Source organism: Pseudoalteromonas sp. S1610 (assembly GCF_005887465.1).
Taxonomy (GTDB): domain Bacteria; phylum Pseudomonadota; class Gammaproteobacteria; order Enterobacterales; family Alteromonadaceae; genus Pseudoalteromonas; species Pseudoalteromonas undina.
Genome location: NZ_PNDI01000138.1, coordinates 1 through 364, shown reverse-complemented (window position 1 = coordinate 364; position 364 = coordinate 1). Strand labels below are relative to the sequence as shown.

General features: G+C 39.8%; 1 pseudogene. It reads left to right on the top strand.

The window, feature by feature from the left end:
- Nucleotides 1-52 precede the first annotated feature (52 nt).
- Nucleotides 53-364, top strand: a pseudogene (locus CWB77_RS18130) (GNAT family N-acetyltransferase); the annotation flags it as partial.

Sequence of the window (364 nt, the reverse complement as noted above, 5' to 3'; positions counted from 1 at the left end):
GCAATAAAAGACTGCTAATATTGAGCCACTAAATACCAAACTACTTTGTAGCATGAGCACTTTACGACCAGAAAAACAACACGAAACCAGCCAAATAGTCCCCATTTTGAACGCTTAACTAGGAGGTCGCTATTTGTCCTCTAAAATTCCATTTCCTTATACTCACGCAGATGCAACCTGGTGGGTAAAGGAAGGAGCAAAATGTGGCATCATTAAAGCTTTTGAAGTTGATGGCCTATGTGTTGGTTGTATTGGTGTTATCCCTGGTGAGTTTGAGAATAGCCGCAGTGGCGTATTATGTTTTTGTCTTAGTCAGCTATTTTGGTGGCAAGGTATTATTACACAAGACATAGAGTTGATTACT